This window comes from Vibrio palustris (genome assembly GCF_024346995.1).
Lineage (GTDB): Bacteria > Pseudomonadota > Gammaproteobacteria > Enterobacterales > Vibrionaceae > Vibrio > Vibrio palustris.
In genome coordinates this window covers 2,367,032-2,384,168 of record NZ_AP024887.1, presented here as the reverse complement: position 1 = coordinate 2,384,168, position 17,137 = coordinate 2,367,032, and the positions used below count along the sequence as shown (strand labels likewise).

The window sequence follows — 17,137 nt, the reverse complement described above, 5'->3', positions numbered from 1 at the left end:
GTTGCCCCGTTGTAAGAGAACCTTGGTGCTATCAACACTGCATCCAAGGCGCTCATTAGGCTCGGTGGATAGTTAAAAACAATATTTCCACATGGTTTTAGATAACACATCAATGGTTGGATCGATAAACTCAAACGCTAGGAATTCATCCGGTTGGTGCGCTTGCTCAATGGAACCTGGACCGAGCACTAAGGTTGGGCAGACCTCTTGTAAGAATGGCGCTTCAGTACAGTAGTTCACCGTTTGTGCTTCCAATTGACTAAGTTCGCTCATTTGGGTCACGAATGGGTGGTCATGAGCACATTCATAACCAGGAATGGGAGCATGTAGTGGGGTAATGTCGATACGTCCGGGCCACTTGCTAGCGACTTCTTTGAGGGCGTCGGTGAGTAAGTTATGCAAACCATCTAAGCTCATACCAGGAAGCGGGCGCACATCATAGTGTAGTTCGCAGCAGCCACAAATACGGTTGGGGCTATCACCACCATGAATATGACCAAGGTTGAGTGTCGGTGAGGGGATTTCAAAGCCGGGGTGATGATAAGTCCGAGATAATTGATCGCGTAATTGCAGCATTGGTGCTAATACTTCATGCATGATCTCAATGGCATTAACGCCATACGCTGGATTGGATGAATGCCCAGATTTTCCGGTAATACGAATGGCATTAGCTACATGTCCTTTATGACCGTATACCGGTGTTAAGCTAGTCGGCTCACCAATAATGCAATAATCCGGCTTGAATGGTGTGGTGGCAGAAAAATGACGCGCGCCAAGCATGGTAGTTTCTTCATCACACGTCGCCAAAATATAGAGCGGTTTTTTCTGGTGAGACCAATCCTCAATCTTTTTCACCGCTTCCATAACGAACGCAAAGAAACCTTTCATGTCGGCGGTTCCCAAACCATAAAAGCGCTGGTTATCTTGGGTTAATGCATGAGGATTATAATTCCAACGACCTTCATCAAATGGCACAGTATCTGTGTGTCCTGCCATTAATAGGCCGCCTTCGCCTTCTCCTTTTTTTGCCATTAAGTTGATTTTACCGGGTTCAACCTCTTCGCTTTCTACTTGAAAACCGAGCGCTGTAAGCCAGTCGGCCATTTTTTCGCACACCTTGGCATTACCTTCATCTAAGCTCGGATCTGAGGAGCTGATAGAGGAAGTTGAAATTAATCCTTCATAAACCTCGAGAAAACTAGGTATTTGCATAGAAACTTGGCTCCTACTATTGACAGAAATAGATTGAAAAGGTAAAACACATATTAAATCACTTTTTATGAATAAAAAACCGAAATCAGCTTTATTTTAAAAATTTATAATCATAAGTTGAGAGCAGTTTTCACAAGAATACAGTGGGTGTATCACGATGCTAAAAACGACAATTGTTGGCGCAAGCGGCTACGCAGGTTCAGAACTGGCTCTTATGGTGAAAAAACACCCAGAGCTAACGCTATCAGGTTTATTTGTTTCCGCCAATAGTGTTGATGCTGGCAAACCTATGTCGCAGTTATATGGCAAGTTACTTGGTTTAGTCGATGAGCCAGTTGAGCCATTAACGGATGTTGTTGCTGTTGCCAAAGAAAGTGATGTGGTTTTTTTAGCGACTGCCCACCAAGTGAGCCACGATTTAGCGCCTATTTTTTTAGAACATGACTGTCAGGTATTTGACTTGTCTGGTGCGTACCGTGTCGATGATGCGAATTTTTATTCTTCTTATTATGGCTTTGAACATCAACACCCTCAGTGGTTAGAAAAAGCCGTTTATGGCTTAGCGGAATGGAACGCTGATGCCATTAAACAAACGCCGCTTGTTGCTGTTGCAGGTTGTTACCCCACCGCCTCTCAATTGGCGATTAAACCTTTATTAGCGTCTCAATGTGTTGATAACCAGCAGTGGCCAGTGATTAACGCGGTGAGCGGCGTGTCGGGCGCAGGACGCAAAGCGTCAATGACAAACAGTTTTTGTGAAGTCAGTTTAGCGGCTTATGGTGTGTTTACGCATCGCCATCAACCTGAGATTGCTGAGCATTTGGGGTGTGATGTTATCTTTACTCCACATTTAGGCAACTTTAAGCGTGGTATTTTGGCGACGATTACCATGAAATTAAAACCGGGCGTGACGGCAGCTGACGTCGCTGACGCTTATGATAGCGCTTATGCTGATAAGCCTGCCGTTCGGCTTGTTGGCGACACATTACCAACGATTGATAATGTTGCTAATACACCGTTTTGCGATATTGGTTGGAAGGTACAAGGTCAGCACATCATCGTGGTATCTGCCATTGATAACCTGTTGAAAGGTGCCTCTTCGCAAGCAATGCAATGTCTGAATATCCATTATGGTTTCAATGAACTCACGGCTTTGGTTTAAGGGGTAGACATGTCAGATACTAAGCAAAGTCCACTCGTTGTTAAGCTCGGCGGCGCGGCATTAGAAAATCATGACACGTTGGCGGCATTATTTACAGCGATTGGGTCTTATCAGCAGCAAGCGAATCGTCCTATTGTTATCGTACATGGTGGCGGTTACTTGGTTGATGACCTAATGGAAAAATTGCACATTGAAACGGTGAAAAAAGACGGTTTACGTGTCACTCCTTATGATCAAATTCCAGTTATTGCCGGTGCTTTAGCTGGTACAGCAAACAAAATGCTGCAAGGGCATGCGATTAAAAATGGTTTAAATGCTGTCGGCCTGTGCCTTGCTGATGGTGGTTTATGCCAAGTGGAAGAGCTGCACCCTGAGCTTGGTGCAGTGGGTAAAGCATCAGCCGGCGATGCGACCGTTTTAAAAGCGATGTTAAGCCAACACACGTTACCGATTATCAGTTCTATTGGCTTAACGACCAATGGACAAATGATGAATGTCAATGCAGATCAAGCTGCTGTTGCAGTGGCACAAGCGTTAGAAGCAGAGTTAGTCCTTTTATCGGATGTGAGTGGTGTTCTTGATGCTCAAGGTCAGTTGCTGACGTCTTTAAATGAATCCCAAGCTGATGCTTTGATTAAAAGCCATGTGATTACCGATGGCATGATCGTCAAAGTGCAAGCGGCATTAGGTGCAGCCAAAGATCTTGGTCGCCCAATAGAGGTCGCGACTTGGCGTTACCCTGAAAAGCTGACTGAGCTTTTTGCGGGTCAAAGTATTGGTACGCAGTTTTTACCGCAGTAATCAAAAAATTTAATACAAACAATCCTGAGCGAAATACGTTTAGGTGATGTGGAGAAAAATTATGAGCAAAGTAGAAGTCAAAAAAGTTGTTGTCGCTTATTCTGGTGGTCTTGATACGTCGGTTATCATTCCATGGTTGAAAGAGAACTACGGCTGTGAAGTTATCGCATTTGTGGCGGATGTCGGTCAAGGTGACGAAGAGTTAGTGGGTATTGAAGAAAAAGCGATCGCTTCTGGTGCATCAGAGTGTTACGTCGCGGATCTGAAAGCGGAAATGGTAAAAGACTATATCTACCCAACGCTAAAAACGGGCGCTTACTATGAAGGTAAATACCTACTTGGTACGTCAATGGCTCGTCCGATTATTGCCAAAGCGCAAGTTGAAGTGGCACGTAAAGTGGGCGCGGATGCACTTGCTCATGGTTGTACCGGTAAAGGTAATGACCAAGTACGTTTTGAAGGTGCTTTTGCGGCACTCGCCCCAGATCTTCACGTAATTGCGCCTTGGCGTGAGTGGGATCTTGTGAGCCGTGAAGAGTGCCTAGATTACCTTGCCGAACGTAACATCCCTTGTGCCGCATCTCTGACAAAAATCTATTCTCGTGACGCGAATGCATGGCACATCTCAACTGAAGGCGGTGTACTAGAAAGCACTTGGAATGCGCCAAACGAAGATTGCTGGGTATGGACTGTTGATGCTGAGCAAGCGCCAAACGAAGCTGAGTATGTAACGTTAAACGTTGAGAAAGGCGAAGTTGTGGCTATCGACGGCAAAGCTGTTACGCCATACGAAGCATTATTAGACCTTAATGAAAAGGGTGCAAAACACGGCGTTGGTCGTATCGACATCGTAGAAAACCGTTTGGTTGGTATGAAGTCTCGTGGTTGTTACGAAACTCCAGGAGGTACCATCATGATGGAAGCGTTACGTTCTGTTGAGCAGCTCGTACTGGATAAAGCTTCATTTGAGTTCCGTGAAGAACTAGGCATTAAAGCGGCGCAGTTGGTTTACGATGGTCGTTGGTTCACGCCTTTATGTGAATCAGTAATGGCAGCGTCTGAGTCATTGGCACAAGATGTAAACGGTGAAGTTGTGATCAAACTGTACAAAGGTCAGGCGGTTGCTACTCAAAAACGCTCTGATAACAGCTTGTACTCAGAAGAGTTTGCAACGTTTGGTGAAGACGAAGTTTACGACCAAAGCCATGCCGGTGGTTTCATCCGTTTATACTCTCTCGCGAGTCGTATCCGTGCAATGAACGCTGCAAAGAAGTAAAATAACCGTAGTAAAAGATAAATAACAATACTAATAAAGGGAGCAGCAACGCATGCTCCCTAAATTAATCCTCACTGGCAGAAAGAAGCAATCTAGTCACCTCCTTAGTGATTAGGCACTAAAGTTTTAGGAGAAACGCAATGGCATTATGGGGCGGAAGATTCACCCAAGCAGCAGACACCAGATTTAAACAATTTAATGATTCATTGCGCTTTGATTACCGACTAGCAGAACAAGACATTGTCGGTTCTATTGCTTGGTCTAAAGCTTTACTGTCTGTGAATGTTTTGACAGAAGAAGAACAGCAGCGTCTAGAACTTGCATTGAATGAACTTAAAATGGAAGTAATGGAAGATCCTGAGCAAATTCTGGCGTCTGACGCAGAAGATATCCACTCATGGGTTGAGCAGCAGTTGATTAATAAAGTGGGGGATTTAGGTAAAAAACTTCATACCGGTCGTTCACGTAATGATCAAGTCGCGACTGATTTAAAGCTGTGGTGTCGTCAGCAAGGTCGTCAAGTACTTATGACATTAGATCAAATGCAAAACCAATTGGTGAATGTCGCTTCTCAACACCATGACACGGTGCTACCTGGATATACACACTTACAACGTGCTCAACCCGTCACGTTTGCGCACTGGTGTTTGGCTTACTCTGAAATGTTCGAGCGTGATTATTCACGTTTAGAAGATGCCATTAAACGTTTAGATACTTGCCCATTAGGTTCTGGCGCACTCGCAGGAACCGCTTATGCGATTGACCGTGAAAATCTTGCCTATAACTTAGGGTTCCGCCGTGCGACACGTAACTCATTGGATTCGGTTTCTGATCGTGACCATGTGATGGAGCTTATGTCTGTAGCGTCGATTTCTATGCTGCACTTATCACGTATGGCGGAAGATTTAATCTTCTATAACTCAGGTGAGTCCGGTTTTATTGAGTTAGCTGATACGGTAACGTCTGGCTCATCATTGATGCCGCAAAAGAAAAACCCAGATGCCTTGGAATTAATCCGTGGTAAAACTGGTCGTGTTTACGGCTCGCTCGCTGGCATGATGATGACGGTAAAAGCGCTACCACTTGCTTATAACAAAGATATGCAAGAAGACAAAGAAGGTTTGTTTGATGCATTGGATACGTGGAACGAGTGCATGGCCATGGCCGCTTTGTGTTTTGAAGGCATTAAGATTAACAAAGAACGTACTTTAGAAGCAGCGAAACAAGGCTATGCGAATGCCACTGAGCTGGCGGATTATCTGGTATCAAAAGGCATTCCATTCCGTGAAGCCCACCATATTGTCGGTGTTGCGGTGGTTGAAGCGATTCGTCGTGGCATGCCACTGGAAGATTTAAGTTTAGACGAGTTAAAAGTATTTTCTCCGGTAATCGAAGAGGATGTCTACGAAATACTGACGATTGAGTCTTGTTTGTCGAAGCGGTGTGCCAAAGGCGGTGTTGCCCCTCATCAAGTGCGTTATGCGGTTGAAGAAGCGCAGAAGCGTTTGGATACGCGTGTGAGTTCAGACATTCAGGTACGTCCGGCTCGTTTGACCGATGTGGAGTCTCTTGAAGGTATGGTCGCTTATTGGGCGAACATGGGGGAGAACTTACCTCGTTCAAGAAACGAAATTGTGCGCGATATTGGTTCATTTGCGGTCGTGGAACATAACGGAGAAATTACTGGGTGTGCCTCTTTGTATGTCTATGATTCTGGATTAGCGGAAATCCGCTCTTTAGGGGTTGAGGCAGGATGGCAAGGTCAAGGGCAGGGCGCAGCGATTGTCCACTATCTCGTCAACAAAGCTCGTAATATGGCCATTAATAAGGTGTTTGTCTTAACACGTACACCTGAGTTCTTTATGAAGCAAGATTTCTTACCGACATCGAAAATGCTATTGCCAGAGAAAGTCTTGAAAGATTGTGAGCAATGCCCGCGTCAACATGCTTGTGATGAAGTCGCGTTAGAAGTTAATTTGAACGAGCAATTGATCATGCAAACGACATCGTTGTAATGTCTCGCATAATGCTTGGTGTCGAAAATTATCTTCACTAAGGAACCAAACAAAAAAAGCAGGGTCTATTTAAGGACCACTGCTTTTTCTTAGAATGTTCTAAGAGGCCTCAAAGCTACTTATTCTAGTTTTGAGGTTTTTTTGTGCCTATTTATTGTTGATCGCCGTCGTGTCGCTTTTTTAAAGGTAAGACGACAAACTTCATCCATAAATGGAGAAATAAAAGTACGTTACAAGCAAAGCCTGCGAAGAGTAAGGCGATAGAGCCAATACTACTTGGTGTCTCTTTAAACCATACGAACCATACCACCCAGCAGATAACGGATAATGAGGTCAGTTGATCCATACACCGTTTGCAGCGGCCAAGTTTTTTCCAAAACCAATTTTCAGAGCAGTCACGACAAGCCATAACCTAGATAACCTCAATGCGTCTATACGATGAGTATATCGCTTTGGGGTTTTATCTGACAAATCGATGGGGCTTAATGATAAAAAAAAGCCCGAGTGGATGGCTCGGGCGAAAGTGCAGGGTGCGTTATTGTTTTGTTATTATTATAGGATTATTGATATCAGTACTTAGCAGCCAGGGCCGCAGTCTAAGCAATGTTTCACCATTTCTGGACCTAGGTGTAATTTTGCGTTCACATCTCTGAGTGCGGTGCGTACGCCTTCTTCAATCACTGGGTGATAAAATGGCATATCGAGCATTTCTGAAATGGTCATTTTATTTTGATGTGCCCAAGCTAATAAATGCGCTAAGTGTTCGGCATTCGGCCCCATCATTTCTGCGCCAAGGAAACGTCCAGTGCCTTGCTCTGCATACACGTGCAGCAAACCTTTATTGCGTAACATGACGCGAGAACGGCCTTGTCCTTCGAAAGACACTTCACCTGTCTCAAAACAGCCACAGTTACCAAGACGTTGTTGTAGTTGGCGATGTGTTTCACCGACCATCGCTATTTGAGGATCTGAGAATACGGCTGAAATGGTGGAGCGACGCAGTCCGGCGCGAATATCAGGGAAGCGTCCAGCGTTATCGCCCGCAATACGTGCTTGATCCGCCGCTTCATGCAGTAACGGTAATTGATTACTGGCATCGCCAGCAATGAAAATATGCTTGGCTGACGTCTGTAGTGTGAAGGTGTCTGCTGTCGGTACACCACGCTCATCTAACTGTAATGAAGTATGTTCTAAGCCCAGCTTATCGACATTAGGACGGCGACCAGTGGCTGCTAATACGTAATCGGTAATAAAGGTTTCTTGTGAACCATCAAGATTGGTAAAGCGAATCATGACCTTATCGCTATGCTCGACGCGCGTCATATTGTCAATTTGCACGTTCGGGTCGAGGTAAAACTCTTCTTGAAAGGCTTCTTTGGCGTAGTTCATCACTTTAGGGTCGGTTAATGGGCCCACTTGCCCACCTAGGCCGAACACCTTCACTTTAACGCCAAGGCGGTGTAATGCTTGCCCAAGTTCTAAACCAATGACACCAGGGCCGAAGACAGCAACGGAATGCGGTAAGTCATCCCATGCAAAAACATCATCGTTAATGATCAGGCGATCGCCCAATTCATTCCAAACCGCAGGATAAGCAGGGCGTGAACCCGTAGCAATAACGATGCGATCTGCGGTTATTTCGGTATGATCATCAACAATAAGTATATGATCATCTTTAAATTTCGCGTAACCACTGATCTTGTCACTGGCCGGAATTTCTTCAACACCTTCTAAGACAAACCCAACGAAGCGATCGCGCTCTCGTTTGACGCGGTCCATCACTTCACGACCATTAATCACAGCAGGACCATTGGGATGCACACCAAACGCAGGCGCTTTTTCTATGTTGTGAGCACTTTCTGCAGCGGCAATAAGTAGTTTGGACGGCATACAACCCACACGTGCACACGTGGTCCCAAATGGGCCGCCTTCAATCATTACCACATTTTCATTGTGAGCTTTGGCTGCACGATACGCACCCAGTCCTGCTGTGCCACCGCCAATGACGGCCACATTTACTTGAATTTTTTGCATAACGGGTCCTTAGCAATGAATGACTTCATTACTGATAAACATAATTTCTGAATATCGGACCGGTTAAGGTCCTGAGTTAGGAAGGCAGGGAGAGGTGAGCCTCTCCCTTAATGTATCGATGAATTAAGCTAAGTAAGCTTCAAGTTCTTCGCTACCACCGATGTGTTTACCACCGATAAAGACTTGAGGAACGGTGTCACGGCCAGTAATGGCACGCACACTTACGGTAGTGGCATCTTGACCAAGTACAACTTCTTCGTATTGAAGGTGTGCATCGTGCAACGCTTGTTTCGCTTTAGCACAGTAAGTACAACCTGGTTTAGTGAACACTGTGATTGATTCTTGAGTTTTGTGCGCCGGTGCAATGTGGCGGAGCATAGTGTCTGCATCTGACACTTTGAACGGGTCGCCTGGTTCATTTGGCTCGCTAAAGATTTTCTCTACAACGCCATCTTTTACTAGCATGCTGTAGCGCCATGAACGCTTGCCAAAGCCGAGATCGTTTTTCTCAACCAGCATACCCATACCGTCAGTAAATTCGCCGTTACCATCAGGAATAAACGTAATGTTGTTGGCTTCTTGGCTGGCTTTCCATGCGTTCATAACAAAGGTATCGTTAACAGAAACACATAGGATGTCATCAACGCCGTATTGCTTAAATACAGAGTGCAACTCGTTGTAACGTGGTAGATGGCTTGATGAACAAGTAGGGGTAAACGCACCTGGTAAGCTAAATACGATAACGGTCTTACCTTTGAATAGCTCATCTGTGGTGACGTTAACCCATGCATCGCCTTGGCGAGTTGGGAAAGTGACTTGAGGGACGGTTTGGCCTTCTTTTGCGATAGTCATAAAATCGTATTCCTATTTAGTAGTATTCGTATATAGAGCTTAGTTGTTACTAGCTTGTTTTGATGTGATTAAGATAATACAAATGCTTTGATAGTCATAATCGTTTAATGCTATTGTTTTAATAGGTTTGTTCTATGTGGAGAAGCAATGAATATTCGTGACTTTGAATATCTAGTAGCGTTGGCGGAGCATCAACATTTTCGTAAAGCGGCCGAGGCTTGTTTTGTCAGCCAACCAACCCTAAGCGGGCAAATCCGCAAGCTCGAAGATGAATTAGGTAGTGTACTCTTAGAACGTAGTAGCCGCAGAGTTCTGTTTACTGATTCAGGCTTGAAGTTGGTACAGCAGGCGAAACGTATTTTAAGTGAAGTAAAAATGTTTAAGGAAATGGCCAGTGAACAGGGCGGTTCGATGAGTGGGCCGATCCACATGGGGTTTATTCCAACTTTAGGACCTTATTTGTTGCCCAAAGTGGTCCCAGAGCTTAAAAAACAATTTCCAGACTTAGAGCTGTATTTGCATGAAGCCCAAACCCAGCAATTGGTACATTTACTGGAAGAAGGCAAGTTAGACTGCTTAGTATTAGCGTCTGTACAAGAAACTGAGGCCTTTAAAGAAATCGAATTCTATATTGAGCCATTAAGTATTGCTGTTCCCTGTGATCATGCGTGGGCTGAGTATGATGAAGTAAATATGCAAGCTCTCAAAGGGCATACGGTGTTATCACTTGGGGATGGGCATTGTTTACGCGATCAAGCTCTAGGTTTCTGTTTTGCTGCTGGAGCAAAAGATGATGAAAGCTTTAAAGCCACCAGTTTAGAAACCTTGCGTAATATGGTAGCCGCGGGTAGTGGTATTACGTTATTGCCAGAACTGTCTTTACCGGACGCCAAGCAAAAAGATGGTGTTGCTTATGTAAAAGCGGTTAATCCGGTGCCATCGCGCCGTTTGGTTGTTGTGTATCGACCAGGGTCACCATTGAAAGATCGTTTTGAGCAACTAGCCGAAGTGATGGAGCAGCGTTTGTATGGGCTGCGAAAACAGGCTTCTGGAGAATAAAAAAAAGCTGACCGAGAGGTCAGCTTTTTTATGTTGAGCGCTTAAAACAAGCTATCGCCACCATCACTTGGTGAGGTATAGATATTATTTGATTGGCTATCAGACACGTATTCTGTTGGCTGAGTCCCATCAATGAAGTACTCAAACATTGATGTATAGTCGGATTTGTTCGTTAACAGTCCTGTCGCCCTGTCAATACGTACACGGACAATGCCATCTGGCACGTGTTTGTGTTGAGCGGGCACATCCGCCAAAGCGTGCTTCATAAAGTCAATCCACGCTGGTTGTGCGGTTTTTGCACCAGATTCACCACCATGCATATCATTTTTGATATTTGGGTTGGCTGTTGTATGGCCAAGGTTGCGACTATGATTGTCAAACCCTACCCAAGAGGTTGCAACCAGATCAGGCCCAAAGCCATCATACCAAGTATCTTTGGAATCATTGGTTGTACCGGTTTTACCACCAATATCACGGCGGTGGAGAGCTTGAGCTCGCCAGCCGGTACCGTTCCAGCCGGTACCATGACTCCAGTTACCGCCACCCCAGATGTTGCTATACATCATTTCACGCACTAAAAATGCATTCTGAGCTGAAATAACGCGAGGGGCGTAGTGAACATCGCTGTCGGCATCTTGTTCATCAAACCCAGCGGTATTATCGTTGCTTTGACATTCCTTATCGCAGATAACATTAGGTTTCGCTTTGTACTCGGTTTTACCAAATGGCCCATCGACTTTTTGGATAAAGAAGTGATCCACATAATAACCGCCGTTAGCAAAGACAGAGTACCCTTGTGCTAGTTTCATTGGGGTTAGGCTACCTGCGCCCAAAGCAATGGTCTCAGAACGTGGTAACTTGTCTAAATCAAATCCAAAGCGAGTTAAATAGTGACGCGCCTTTTCTAAGCCAACCTCACGTAATGTTCTCACTGCCATGACGTTTTTCGACTGGGCAAGGCCGATACGAATACGCGTAGGGCCGCGATAGCGTGGTGGCGAGTTCTGCGGACGCCATGCTGTACCTTGACTCTTATCCCATTTATTAATCGGGGCGTCATTGACTAACGTCGCCAAGGTCATGCCACTATCTAATGCTGCTGAGTAGATGAATGGTTTAATACTCGAACCCACTTGTCTTACCGATTGGGTTGCGCGATTAAATTTATTATGTACAAAGTTAAAGCCACCCACGAGTGCTTTCACGCCGCCATTTTCTGGATTCATGGCGATGAATGCGGTATTCGCTCTCGGCACCTGACTTAATTTCCAGTGGCTAAACTGCTCGCGATCTAATTGATTGGGATCTTCTGACGACAAGTCGTCCGGTTGATCGCTACCAGGTAGAGGTTGTACCCAGATTTGATCGCCTTGACTGAGAATATCACTCGCACTTTGTGGTAATGGACCTTGGCGATCGTCAGTAATATAACGACGTGCCCAGTTCATATCTTGCCACGCAATCACTTGCGTGCCGTGATGCTTAACCACAACCGTCGCTGTTTTGTCATCCACCTTAGTCACGATTGCTGGATATAGCTCGCCGTAAGTCGGCTCGTCATCAAGGTAATGTTTAATTTTATCGGTATCCCAAGCTTTGCTTGGCGTTTTCCATAGCTGGTTAATAGCTCCACGGAAACCATGACGCTCATCGTAGTTCAGTAAGTTAGTGACCGCTGCTTTATTAGCCGCTTCTTGCAGTTTTGAGTCAATGGTGGTGTAGACCTTTTTCCCTGAGGTATAGACATCATCACCATATTTTTTCACCATCCATGAACGTGCCATTTCGGCAACATATGGCGCATTAAGTTGGACTTCAGCTCCATGGTAGCTGGCAACGATTTTCTCTGATTTCGCCTGATTATATTGCTCACGAGTGATGTAATGCTCATCAAGCATACGAGCTAATACAACATTACGACGGTGTGTTGCACGTCGTAATGAATAAATAGGGTTCATAGTTGAAGGTGCTTTTGGTAAACCTGCAATCGTGGCCATTTCACTTAATGTCAGATCTTTAACTTCTTTACCAAAATACACTTGTGCTGCTGCGCCGACACCATAAGCACGGTAGCCTAAGTAAATTTTGTTTAAGTACAAATCAAGAATTTCGTCTTTCGTTAAGAGTTGTTCAATATGTACCGCAATAAAGATTTCTTTGATCTTACGAATGATTTTCTTCTCATTTGAGAGGAAGAAGTTACGAGCAAGCTGTTGGGTAATCGTACTCGCCCCTTGTGACGCGCTACCCGAGATCATTACCGCAACAGCAGCACGGGCAATACCAATTGGATCGAAGCCATAATGTTCGTAAAAGCGCGAATCTTCGGTCGCAATGAAGGCATCGATCAGCTCTTTCGGCATTTGATCAATTTTTAAAGGAATACGGCGCTTTTCGCCAAACTGAGCCATCAGTTTGCCGTCTTGGCTATACACCTGCATTGGAGTTTGTAGTTTCACATCTTTTAATGTCGCGACATCGGGTAGTTCAGGTTTTACGTATAAATAAAAACCAAAAACAGTCGTGGCTCCAAGAATGATGCAAATTAATGAGAATATTAATAAACGCTTTATGAACTTCACCGGAGAATCCCTGTTTAATAGAGGCTGCTGTTTAGCAAACCCTTGTACTCTAGTGTTCTAGTCAGCTTGAGGCAATCATTTGTGTATTAACTTTTCATGCACAAACAAGCTGGGCACCTGGAATCACTGGAGCGGAGCTGCATGGGTATATCATCACGAGTTACAGGTATTGATTTTGGTCACCATAGCATAAAAGCGGTGACTTTAACGCCGTCAAGCCATCATACGTATAACGTAGTGGCATGTTCTGAGCTACCCGTTCCCGATTGTATTTTCGCTGATAATGGCATGCTGGGTTATCAGAAAATTGTAAAGAAACTCAAAGAACTAAAAAAGACTTTCCCGCGATTTAGTCGCAAAGTCGCGATAACCTTATCCGACTCAGCCATAATTACCAAGGAATTACAATTAGATAGCTACGAAAATCCAGACGAAAAATTGTTAGCTATCATGAGTGAACAATGCGGTATTTTACCTGAAGAATTAGCCATCGATTATCTTGCTTTGCCCTATGAGGCGAATTTATCAGGTTTTGGGCCAACTTACCGAGTGTTTGCAACGCGCAAAACACTGATTAATAACCGCGTGAAAGCACTAAAAGCGGCTGGTTTAATACCTTACTTGATCAATAGCCATAGCCAAGGTTTGTTGCAGTTGTATCAATCTTTAAGCAGGGGCTCCACGCTTGCTACCAGTGTGTTGCTGTATATTGGTCACAAGCAGGCCACGCTTTGTTTTTGTTCGCAAAGCCAAGACTTGTGTTTTCATACTTTTTCTTATGCCGCGTTTGAGCCATCGGCGTCTGTCGTTTATCCACAGGAGTGGTTAACGCGTATTACTCCTTCTATCCAACGATTCCAATCTTTGTATATGCGAGCTGCCCCACAGTGTGTGTGGATCGCTGGTATAGGGAGTGATGATGGCCAAGCGGTGGCAAGGCTAGGGCGGCAACTTGATTGGCCATGCCAAATGTTGTCCTGGAACGGTTTTTTACATCATGTTGAACACCACCCGCGGTGTAATGCACGCTTTGCTGGCGCGGTTGGGATTGCAATGCAGGGATTGTGTTGGCAGAGAAATCATCATGCATGAGGTAATGAATCTCTTGCCTTGGCGTGAGGCGTATCAACGGCATTGTCAGTGGCGGCTATTGATAATGCTGAGCCTATTGATTACCAGCGTTATGTTGAGTATTTACCTGCCTTTTATGTGGTTTCAACATGAGAAATTACAGCTGCAAAATGAGCAACATCACTGGCAAGAAAAAGCACGTCAATTACAGCCTAAGTATAAAAAATGGCAAATGGAATCCCAACATGATCGACAGGTTAAGTCGGATTTTTACCGTTTATCGCAGCGTATTCACCGGCATAACCAACTAATTGTGTTAATGAATAAGATGCCGAAACTATTACCTCAAGGGACCCACCTTGAGAGCATGCGATGGTTTCAACAGCAGATAGAAATTGTGGGAGCCACTGACAATAAGGCGGCTTTGCAGCAGTTAGTGAGCGCCTTACAAGCGATACCAGAATTTGAGCGTGTCACCTTATCATCGGTCATGGTGACAAAGCGTCAGCCCGTTGAACATGTGTTTAAGCTTAAAATTGACCAGCCGAGGGAATCTGCGGATGAGGTACGTTAAATACTGGGTTCAGTCTGTCATTTTACGGTATTCATGGCGTCAACAGCTGGGGGGATTCCTTGGCCTGTGGGGGATAATTCAATGCCTCATCGTGCTTTTGCTATGGCGCCCGTCTTACCAACAATTACAGGATCACCAGCAACGAGTACGGCTTGAACAACAGCGATGGGAGCAACGCCATCAGCGGGTAATGATGTGGCAACACTCGCATCGTACCGCCATGGTTATGAAGCATCAATTGGCACAAGTGCAGCGCGCGTCTTATCAACCTGATGTTGTCACTTGGTTTACTCAGCAGGCGCGGCATGTGGGATTAGTCGTTGAGTACGTCATGGTGAGTAGCGCTCATTCATCTGGCGCTGTGACAGAAATTCGCTTCAAAGTCATTGGTCACTATCGGCTGTTGGGTGAGTTAATCAATGTACTGACGCACTACGGACGTGATGTAGAGATGCTCGAACTTAAGTGGCAATCTCGTTCTCAAACACAAGATAGTATCAGGTTATCAGGGCGCTTGCGGATATTGCCATGGTCTAAGGCGGTCGCTCATGATTAGGTGGGTAATATGGCTGTTGTTGATAGCAGCAACCAAGGGTGCCTTGGCTATTCAAGGCCAAACACAGATAATTGACGATTTTAGCGACAGTTCACGCCATTCCTCTACTGTGACAACACTCCCTGATTTGCGAGGGGTTGTTGCTAAACATTCGCCTTTTATACTCAGTGGCGCGCAGGAAGTCGGCGTTAGCGTCAGCCTCTCTACTTGTGTTATTTATGGCCGCAGCCCCCAGTCACAGCGTTCATCGTTTGAAAACATCGCTCCTACCCATCATCGATTTGAGTTACAGGGGATTGTTCAAGAGCACGGAGAGTATTTTGCGATTATTGGTTTGCCATCAAAACAACTAATTTGGGTGCAGGCAGGGGATGATTTGTTACACGGCCAAGCGTTGGTACAACAAGTGAACGCGCTGGGCGTTGCTATTCTAGAGCGTTCTGATAATGGGCGCTGTGATCAATCCTGGTTGTCATTATCGTCAAAGGAGGAAAGCGATGAACACTAGATTATGGAGTGTGATTATGTATTGGTGTCGCGGTGGACTCTTGTTATGGACGATGATGTCGTTTCCAGCTTTGGCTCAGGATGAAGTACGCGATACCTCATCGAATCTCATATCATTACAGTTTCAATCAATCGAAGTGAGAAGAGTCTTAACACTATTGGCACAAAAGCATGGATTTAATGTGGTGATTGATGAGGAAGTCACCGGAACTATTTCGGTGAATTTACATAATGTGCCTTGGCAGCGTGCGCTAGACACCATTTTAAGGATGAAGGGTCTAAGTTATCAAGCGGATAATAATGTGTTGTGGGTAGCACCGCTCAACGTGATTCAGAATTATCAGAGCAAGGCCAATGCTTTAGCTGAGCATCGGCAATACCAGAAAATTCCTGTTCATTACGCTAAAGCTGATGAGCTGATTGAAGTAATAACTGCAAAAAATGGAGAGGATGTTTTATCGACCACAGGCAGTGTACAAGTGGATAAAAGGACAAATTCGTTATTGTTACACGATACCGCGACCCATATACAGCGCGTAAAAGAGCTGGTGTCTATGCTCGATGTTCCGATGAAACAAGTATTGATTGAAGCGCGTATCGTGACGATGAGCCAAGGCGAGCTAGTTGATATTGGTGTTCGGTGGGGAACCTTTCAAGGACAGCGTCCTACGAAGATCGCTGGAACTCTAGAGGGGCTGCGCCCGACGCAGGAAAACAGTATTACCGATGATCTCACAGTGCAATTACCCAGTGCCTCCCCACGAGCGGCCAGCATTGCGTTTCAGGTGGCGACATTGGGGCCTAATACCTTGTTAGATCTTGAGCTTTCGGCTTTACAAAGCGAGTCGAAAGCGGAAATTATTTCGAGTCCGCGTTTACTGACCACCAATGAAAAACCTGCCTATATTGAACAAGGTACTGAAATTCCCTATTTAGAAGCGGCGTCTAGTGGAGCGACGTCGGTTTCTTTTCGCAAGGCGGTACTCAGTTTGAAGGTGACTCCGCATATTACACCTAACAATCAAATGCTGTTAGATTTGAATGTAACTCAAGACCGGCCCGGAAGTTCAGTGGCAATTGGTACGGGCGATGCCGTAGCGATTCAAACGCAGCGAATTGGCACTCAGGTAATGGTCAATGATGGCGAAACGATCGTTTTAGGTGGAATTTATCAACACAGCTTAACGAAAGGGGTGGAAAAAGTACCACTCTTGGGTGACTTACCGCTGCTCGGACAGCTATTTCGGCGTAGTTATGAAGAAAAAGACAAAAATGAATTGGTGATATTTGTGACGCCAAAGGTTGTTATTCAATAACTTAGCAAAATAAATGCAACAATCTTTAAAATTAAAGTTGCATTACTGGAGTCAGATCTAGATAATTTCGGGTCTTATCACGAAATATCTGTGAGGAATAGGTGCCGCAAGCATTCCTAT

At 45.0% G+C, this 17,137-nt stretch carries 15 protein-coding genes; 10 read left to right on the top strand and 5 right to left on the bottom strand.

Translation table 11 applies throughout. The features are described 5' to 3' along the window. Window positions 1-72: 72 nt before the first annotated feature. Entirely contained in the window at window positions 73-1,212 is a 1,140-nt protein-coding gene (gene argE / locus OCU30_RS11150; protein ID WP_077314147.1) for an acetylornithine deacetylase, read from the bottom strand. A gap of 157 nt (window positions 1,213-1,369) precedes the next feature. On the opposite strand from argE, the gene argC reads away from it, so the two are divergent. From argC to argH, 4 genes are all read left to right on the top strand, one after another. Beyond that, window positions 1,370-2,374: an N-acetyl-gamma-glutamyl-phosphate reductase gene (argC, locus tag OCU30_RS11145; RefSeq protein WP_077314145.1), complete on the top strand. Its 1,005-nt coding sequence runs from the start codon at window positions 1,370-1,372 to the stop codon at window positions 2,372-2,374. Between the two features lie 9 nt (window positions 2,375-2,383). After that, window positions 2,384-3,175 carry an acetylglutamate kinase gene (gene argB, locus OCU30_RS11140; protein ID WP_077314143.1) on the top strand — a complete coding sequence of 264 codons (792 nt, stop codon included), beginning with the start codon at window positions 2,384-2,386 and terminating at the stop codon, window positions 3,173-3,175. A 61-nt stretch (window positions 3,176-3,236) separates the two neighbouring features. Further along, entirely contained in the window at window positions 3,237-4,451 is a 1,215-nt protein-coding gene (locus OCU30_RS11135) for an argininosuccinate synthase (RefSeq protein ID WP_077314142.1), read from the top strand. A 140-nt stretch (window positions 4,452-4,591) separates the two neighbouring features. Continuing rightward, window positions 4,592-6,466 carry an argininosuccinate lyase gene (gene argH / locus OCU30_RS11130; RefSeq protein ID WP_077314140.1) on the top strand — a complete coding sequence of 625 codons (1,875 nt, stop codon included), beginning with the start codon at window positions 4,592-4,594 and terminating at the stop codon, window positions 6,464-6,466. A gap of 151 nt (window positions 6,467-6,617) precedes the next feature. Here argH and OCU30_RS11125 read toward each other — a convergent pair whose 3' ends face one another. The 3 genes from OCU30_RS11125 to OCU30_RS11115 all read right to left on the bottom strand — a co-directional run bounded on the left by OCU30_RS11125 (window position 6,618) and on the right by OCU30_RS11115 (window position 9,352). Beyond that, the gene (locus tag OCU30_RS11125) at window positions 6,618-6,875 is read right to left on the bottom strand and encodes a DUF3624 domain-containing protein (RefSeq protein ID WP_077314139.1); all 258 of its coding nucleotides are present in this window, start codon (window positions 6,873-6,875) and stop codon (window positions 6,618-6,620) included. Window positions 6,876-7,042: 167 nt separating this feature from the next. Next, window positions 7,043-8,500, bottom strand: coding sequence for a dihydrolipoyl dehydrogenase (locus OCU30_RS11120; protein ID WP_077314137.1), 1,458 nt, complete (start codon window positions 8,498-8,500; stop codon window positions 7,043-7,045). Window positions 8,501-8,623: 123 nt separating this feature from the next. Beyond that, complete coding sequence (locus OCU30_RS11115) at window positions 8,624-9,352, bottom strand: glutathione peroxidase (protein WP_077314135.1); 729 nt, start codon at window positions 9,350-9,352, stop codon at window positions 8,624-8,626. 147 nt (window positions 9,353-9,499) lie between these two features. Between OCU30_RS11115 and oxyR the strand changes: the two genes are divergently transcribed. Continuing rightward, window positions 9,500-10,411: a DNA-binding transcriptional regulator OxyR gene (oxyR, locus tag OCU30_RS11110; RefSeq protein WP_077314133.1), complete on the top strand. Its 912-nt coding sequence runs from the start codon at window positions 9,500-9,502 to the stop codon at window positions 10,409-10,411. 41 nt (window positions 10,412-10,452) lie between these two features. On the opposite strand, the gene OCU30_RS11105 is transcribed toward oxyR, so the two are convergent. Continuing rightward, window positions 10,453-12,993, bottom strand: a complete 2,541-nt coding sequence (locus tag OCU30_RS11105; protein WP_077314132.1) for a penicillin-binding protein 1A — start codon at window positions 12,991-12,993, stop codon at window positions 10,453-10,455. 141 nt (window positions 12,994-13,134) lie between these two features. Here OCU30_RS11105 and pilM point away from each other — a divergent pair, with 141 nt between their 5' ends. The 5 genes from pilM to OCU30_RS11080 are packed head-to-tail and all read left to right on the top strand — an operon-like array spanning window position 13,135 to window position 17,017. Continuing rightward, window positions 13,135-14,085, top strand: a complete 951-nt coding sequence (gene pilM, locus OCU30_RS11100) for a pilus assembly protein PilM (RefSeq protein WP_159439121.1) — start codon at window positions 13,135-13,137, stop codon at window positions 14,083-14,085. Next, window positions 14,078-14,638 (top strand): PilN domain-containing protein, encoded by a 561-nt coding sequence (locus OCU30_RS11095; RefSeq protein ID WP_159439120.1) that lies wholly within the window; start codon window positions 14,078-14,080, stop codon window positions 14,636-14,638. Before pilM ends, OCU30_RS11095 begins: the two co-directional genes overlap by 8 nt. After that, entirely contained in the window at window positions 14,625-15,194 is a 570-nt protein-coding gene (locus OCU30_RS11090; RefSeq protein WP_077314126.1) for a hypothetical protein, read from the top strand. Before OCU30_RS11095 ends, OCU30_RS11090 begins: the two co-directional genes overlap by 14 nt. Then, complete coding sequence (locus OCU30_RS11085; protein WP_077314124.1) at window positions 15,187-15,702, top strand: hypothetical protein; 516 nt, start codon at window positions 15,187-15,189, stop codon at window positions 15,700-15,702. The genes OCU30_RS11090 and OCU30_RS11085 overlap by 8 nt, the downstream gene beginning before the upstream one ends. After that, window positions 15,692-17,017, top strand: coding sequence for a type IV pilus secretin PilQ (locus OCU30_RS11080; RefSeq protein ID WP_159439119.1), 1,326 nt, complete (start codon window positions 15,692-15,694; stop codon window positions 17,015-17,017). Before OCU30_RS11085 ends, OCU30_RS11080 begins: the two co-directional genes overlap by 11 nt. Window positions 17,018-17,137: the final 120 nt, after the last annotated feature.

Coding starts and splice junctions, on each gene's coding strand:
- OCU30_RS11080 (WP_159439119.1), top strand. CDS start 15,692: ATGAACACTAGATTATGGAGTGTGATTATGTATTGGTGTCGCGGTGGA.
- argB (WP_077314143.1), top strand. CDS start 2,384: ATGTCAGATACTAAGCAAAGTCCACTCGTTGTTAAGCTCGGCGGCGCG.
- oxyR (WP_077314133.1), top strand. CDS start 9,500: ATGAATATTCGTGACTTTGAATATCTAGTAGCGTTGGCGGAGCATCAA.
- OCU30_RS11115 (WP_077314135.1), bottom strand. CDS start 9,352: ATGACTATCGCAAAAGAAGGCCAAACCGTCCCTCAAGTCACTTTCCCA.
- OCU30_RS11125 (WP_077314139.1), bottom strand. CDS start 6,875: ATGGCTTGTCGTGACTGCTCTGAAAATTGGTTTTGGAAAAAACTTGGC.
- OCU30_RS11085 (WP_077314124.1), top strand. CDS start 15,187: ATGATTAGGTGGGTAATATGGCTGTTGTTGATAGCAGCAACCAAGGGT.
- argC (WP_077314145.1), top strand. CDS start 1,370: ATGCTAAAAACGACAATTGTTGGCGCAAGCGGCTACGCAGGTTCAGAA.
- pilM (WP_159439121.1), top strand. CDS start 13,135: ATGGGTATATCATCACGAGTTACAGGTATTGATTTTGGTCACCATAGC.
- argE (WP_077314147.1), bottom strand. CDS start 1,212: ATGCAAATACCTAGTTTTCTCGAGGTTTATGAAGGATTAATTTCAACT.
- argH (WP_077314140.1), top strand. CDS start 4,592: ATGGCATTATGGGGCGGAAGATTCACCCAAGCAGCAGACACCAGATTT.
- OCU30_RS11090 (WP_077314126.1), top strand. CDS start 14,625: ATGAGGTACGTTAAATACTGGGTTCAGTCTGTCATTTTACGGTATTCA.
- OCU30_RS11135 (WP_077314142.1), top strand. CDS start 3,237: ATGAGCAAAGTAGAAGTCAAAAAAGTTGTTGTCGCTTATTCTGGTGGT.
- OCU30_RS11095 (WP_159439120.1), top strand. CDS start 14,078: ATGCATGAGGTAATGAATCTCTTGCCTTGGCGTGAGGCGTATCAACGG.
- OCU30_RS11120 (WP_077314137.1), bottom strand. CDS start 8,500: ATGCAAAAAATTCAAGTAAATGTGGCCGTCATTGGCGGTGGCACAGCA.